7 protein-coding genes are annotated in these 3,555 nt (G+C 66.3%); 5 read left to right on the top strand and 2 right to left on the bottom strand.

Going from position 1 to position 3,555, the window contains the following annotated elements:
• Positions 1 to 361 precede the first annotated feature (361 nt).
• Genes ENN83_RS02970 through ENN83_RS02960 form a run of 3 tightly spaced genes read left to right on the top strand, consistent with a single transcriptional unit; the run spans position 362 to position 1,495 of the window.
• Positions 362 to 883, top strand: coding sequence for a hypothetical protein (locus ENN83_RS02970; RefSeq protein WP_287183927.1), 522 nt, complete (start codon positions 362 to 364; stop codon positions 881 to 883).
• Positions 880 to 1,080 carry a hypothetical protein gene (locus tag ENN83_RS02965; RefSeq protein ID WP_287183925.1) on the top strand — a complete coding sequence of 67 codons (201 nt, stop codon included), beginning with the start codon at positions 880 to 882 and terminating at the stop codon, positions 1,078 to 1,080. Before ENN83_RS02970 ends, ENN83_RS02965 begins: the two co-directional genes overlap by 4 nt.
• On the top strand, positions 1,073 to 1,495 hold the full coding sequence (locus ENN83_RS02960) for a DUF6362 family protein (RefSeq protein ID WP_287183923.1): 423 nt from the start codon (positions 1,073 to 1,075) through the stop codon (positions 1,493 to 1,495). Before ENN83_RS02965 ends, ENN83_RS02960 begins: the two co-directional genes overlap by 8 nt.
• A 5-nt stretch (positions 1,496 to 1,500) precedes the next feature.
• Here the strand turns inward: ENN83_RS02960 and ENN83_RS02955 are convergent, their stop codons facing one another.
• Entirely contained in the window at positions 1,501 to 1,917 is a 417-nt protein-coding gene (locus ENN83_RS02955; protein ID WP_287183921.1) for a type II toxin-antitoxin system VapC family toxin, read from the bottom strand.
• Positions 1,914 to 2,198, bottom strand: coding sequence for a hypothetical protein (locus tag ENN83_RS02950; RefSeq protein WP_287183919.1), 285 nt, complete (start codon positions 2,196 to 2,198; stop codon positions 1,914 to 1,916). The genes ENN83_RS02955 and ENN83_RS02950 overlap by 4 nt, the downstream gene beginning before the upstream one ends.
• Before the next feature lie 229 nt (positions 2,199 to 2,427).
• Here ENN83_RS02950 and ENN83_RS02945 point away from each other — a divergent pair, with 229 nt between their 5' ends.
• Positions 2,428 to 2,952, top strand: coding sequence for a GIY-YIG nuclease family protein (locus ENN83_RS02945; RefSeq protein WP_287183918.1), 525 nt, complete (start codon positions 2,428 to 2,430; stop codon positions 2,950 to 2,952).
• Positions 2,953 to 3,295: 343 nt separating this feature from the next.
• Positions 3,296 to 3,555, top strand: a 260-nt coding sequence (locus ENN83_RS02940; protein ID WP_287183915.1) for a ParB/Srx family N-terminal domain-containing protein, incomplete at its 3' end; no start/stop codon positions are given.

The raw sequence follows: 3,555 nt of genomic DNA, 5'->3' as shown, positions 1-3,555 counted from the left end.
ATCCGGGCGACCGGCGACTTGCCGAGCCAGCAGATCAGGGCCCGGATGCCCTTGGGTGTGTTCTCGAACTGCCGTGTCGCCTGGTCTTCCTGCCGAAAGGCGTCGAGATGGGATTTCGAGATGCCGATGCCGATGGTATATTCAGTCATCTTCGCCGTGTCCTATGCTTGTCATGCGTGCCGCAAACACGCGTATCCGTTCAGGCCCTTGGTGAAGACGGCGGTCGACCAAACTCACAAACGGTCCCTATCGACCTAGCCCATTGCGATCCGACCGCCGCCACTGCCCGCCATAAATGGCGTGGCGGGCAGTGGCTTCCAATCACCCAGAAGCCAGATCCTTCATAAGACAAGCCTTCACGATGAACACACCGATCCCCGCGCAGGACATCCGCCCCGAACCGGGCGCGATCTCCAGGTCCTGCATCCTCGCGCTCGATCTGGGAACAACGACCGGCTGGGCCATTCGTGGCTTCGACGGGCTGATCACCAGCGGCACGGTCAGCTTTCGACCCGGCCGCTTCGATGGCGGTGGCATGCGGTTTCTCCGCTTCACCAACTGGCTGACCGAACTTGATCGGCTATCCGGGCCCATCGCCGCCATCTGGTTCGAGGAAGTTCGCCGCCACGCCGGAACCGACGCGGCCCACATTTACGGCGGGCTGATGGCTACCCTGACCTCGTGGACCGAACTGCGCGGCGTTCCTTACGAGGGCGTTCCGGTCGGCACAATCAAGCGCCACGCCACCGGCAAGGGCAACGCACCGAAGGCGGCGATGATCGCCGCGGCGCGAGCACGAGGGTTCTTGCCCGCCGACGACAACGAGGCCGACGCCATCGCCATCCTGCATTGGGCCATCGAGACGAACGGGGGCCTGGGATGAGGTGGTATCCGAAAGGCTACGGCGGCTCGCGCCGGGATCCCGACCAGGTGAAGCGCGATGGCTGGCATGACGAGGGTCTGCTCGCCGTCTCCGTCGACGATCACCGCCTGACCTGGCCGGAGCGGGAACTGGTTCGTCAGCTGGGCGAGAAGCTGTATGGGCCTCGGGCGGACGACCGGGAGGCCGCTAATGGCTGAGTGGACACCCACCATGGTCGAGGACCGGCTCGAGAGCGCGGCCGACGTGTTCCGGTCGCTGCCCGAGGTGAAGCCGCAGGGCTACTTCAACGCCTGGCCCGAGTACTTCCACAGCTTCGCCGACCAGGTCGGCCAGGAGCCTCGGATGCGCCGGCCCAAGCCCGGGCCGCGCGACATCACGCAGGCCGAGGATGCGCTGCTCTGGCTGCGCTGGCTCGATCCCGCGGATGCCCGCCTGCTCTGGCTCCGGGCGAACCGCAAGCCGTGGAAGCCGATCTGCTGGGAGCTGGGTATCAGCCGTGCCACCGCAAACCGGCGCTGGCAGTACGGGATCGCGGTCATCGTCTGGCGACTGAACGGGAGGCGTGTGCCGAAGAAGCGGTCGATGGAGTTCGTGGTCGGGCGTGCGGGATGAGCGCGCTACGCTGTCTCGAACGGGTTCAGCACGTCCACGCCCAGCCCAACCACATCCGCCCCGTTGCGCGTGACGAGCGTCAGGCCGTTGGTCTTGGCCGTCGCCGCCAGCAGCGCGTCGATGACCGGCACCGGACGGATCGCGTTCATCCGGCCCCATTCCTCGGCCACGGCCGTGTCGACAGGCAGCACCCGGTCGCCGAAGCCCGCGGTCACGTCGCCGAGCCACGCCTCGAGCGCCTCGGCCTTGCTTGGATCGCGGCGGCGCGCCAGTTCCACGCCCTTGCGGATTTCGCCCAGCACCAGTGCGCTCAGCCACAGGTCGTCCTCCGCGACGCCCGACCACCAGGCCACCACGGCCGGGTCGCAGCGGTCGCCCTTGCGCACTTCAGAGATGATGTTGGTGTCGATCAGGAAGCTCACAGGGAGACGTCGCGCCCGAAATCGCGGGGACGGTCGAGATCGATCCCTTCGAGCGGCGCCGAGGCGAGCAACGCCTTGAGCCCACCGCTGCGGGGGGTGATGATCCTCTCCCGCAGGATGGCGCGCGTCTCGCTCTCGCGCGCGGGATCACCGAGTGCGGTGGCGACGTCCCGGACGAGGGCGGCGTCCTCCTTCCGGACCTGAACCTCGACGCGCACGAAGCCCTGCCGCTCACGGCGTTTGCGCCACTGGGTGACGGGGGACGGATCGGTGCTGGCCATGCTGCCCTCCATTTCCGGAAAGAGTACCGGAAAGATAGTGGCGCGGCAACGCGCTTCAAGATCGCGCTGTCAAGTCCCAACGCACCCGCGAGACATTTTCCTGCGAGACACCGGAAGGCGAGACGGTTTCGGCCAGCGAGGCTACAAGAACGATAGTCTCGGAGTTGTGCGCCCAGGAGATGGCGGCGTGTCCGGGCTGAAATCTCACGTCCAGTCAAAGATGAATCGCATGGCCGACACCCGTCCGTGGGGCTTTCGCGACTATGTGCGGTCGCATGGCTTCCATACGATCTATCTGGTCAAGTCGATCCGTGGCCGGCCGATCAAGGTCGGCGTTGCCGAAGATCCCGAGCGACGCCTCGCCAATCTGCAGAACGCCAACTTCGAAGAGCTCTGCTTTCACCGGTTCTGGTGGTTGCCGGGTCAGGCGATCGCGCTGCGGATCGAGACGTCCTTCAAGCGCGACTTCGCACGCGCCAACATCCGCGGCGAGTGGTTCGATCTCGATCCCGCCGAGGCCGTCGAATACATCGAAGCGGCAATCGTGGGGCTCGGAACCTGGGGCCTGACACAGTCGCAGATGGAGCATCTCCAGGATCGCTGGGCGCGCAAACACTATGGCATGTCCGATGCCGGGCCATCGCCGCTCCGAGGGGCTGAACCCCGAAGGAACGAGACATGGCAGCGGCGTCCGAGCAAGCGTCGCGAGCCGTCGCTGCCCGCTTTTCCCTGGGAGGACGGGACGCGAACGTGATCGGGCGAACCGACGCTCATCCCAAGGTGGACACCGGGGCTGGCTTCCGGGGTCCAGCCGGGGTCCGGGCCGCCAAGCCGTTGTTTTCCGGTTCCTTTCCGGGCTGAAACGTATGCTGGCGGGCGAAGCTCGGCATTTCGCCAGCGACAGGGCCAGATTTTTGGGAAGCCACCGGAGTCCAGCGTCCAGTTGCGACGCCACGAAACCCTCGTGAATTCAAGCATCTGACCGGCCGCGCGGGGTGGATACCCCGCGGAGTCCGGAGTCCAGCCGGAAGCCGGCGGACCCCATCACGCCGGAGTCCAGCCCGGCAGATGCCGACCTATCATCGACAGGAACCTGCATGAACCTCGCCTTCGCCCTCGAGCGGATCGAGATGTGGCCGCTTGCGCACCTCCAACCCTACGCGAAGAACGCCAAGCAGCACGGGCCCGAACAGGTCGCGAAGATCGCCGCCAGCATGGCCGAGTTCGGCTGGATGGTGCCCTGCCTCGTCGCCGAGGACGGTGAGTTGATCGCGGGCCACGGTCGTGTGCTCGCCGCCACGCAGCTCGGGCTGACCGAAGCGCCGGTGATCGTTCTGGGCCACCTGACCGAGTCGGT

This window comes from Rhodovulum sp., assembly GCF_011048875.1.
GTDB classification, from domain to species: Bacteria; Pseudomonadota; Alphaproteobacteria; order Rhodobacterales; family Rhodobacteraceae; genus Rhodovulum; species Rhodovulum tesquicola.
Note: the sequence above shows the minus strand (reverse complement) of the source record. Positions and strands in the feature narration are given on the sequence as shown.

Bases quoted from the DNA above. Each gene is read 5' to 3' on its own strand.
- ENN83_RS02950 (WP_287183919.1), bottom strand. From the start codon at position 2,198: ATGGCCAGCACCGATCCGTCCCCCGTCACCCAGTGGCGCAAACGCCGT.
- ENN83_RS02945 (WP_287183918.1), top strand. From the start codon at position 2,428: ATGGCCGACACCCGTCCGTGGGGCTTTCGCGACTATGTGCGGTCGCAT.
- ENN83_RS02970 (WP_287183927.1), top strand. From the start codon at position 362: ATGAACACACCGATCCCCGCGCAGGACATCCGCCCCGAACCGGGCGCG.
- ENN83_RS02965 (WP_287183925.1), top strand. From the start codon at position 880: ATGAGGTGGTATCCGAAAGGCTACGGCGGCTCGCGCCGGGATCCCGAC.
- ENN83_RS02960 (WP_287183923.1), top strand. From the start codon at position 1,073: ATGGCTGAGTGGACACCCACCATGGTCGAGGACCGGCTCGAGAGCGCG.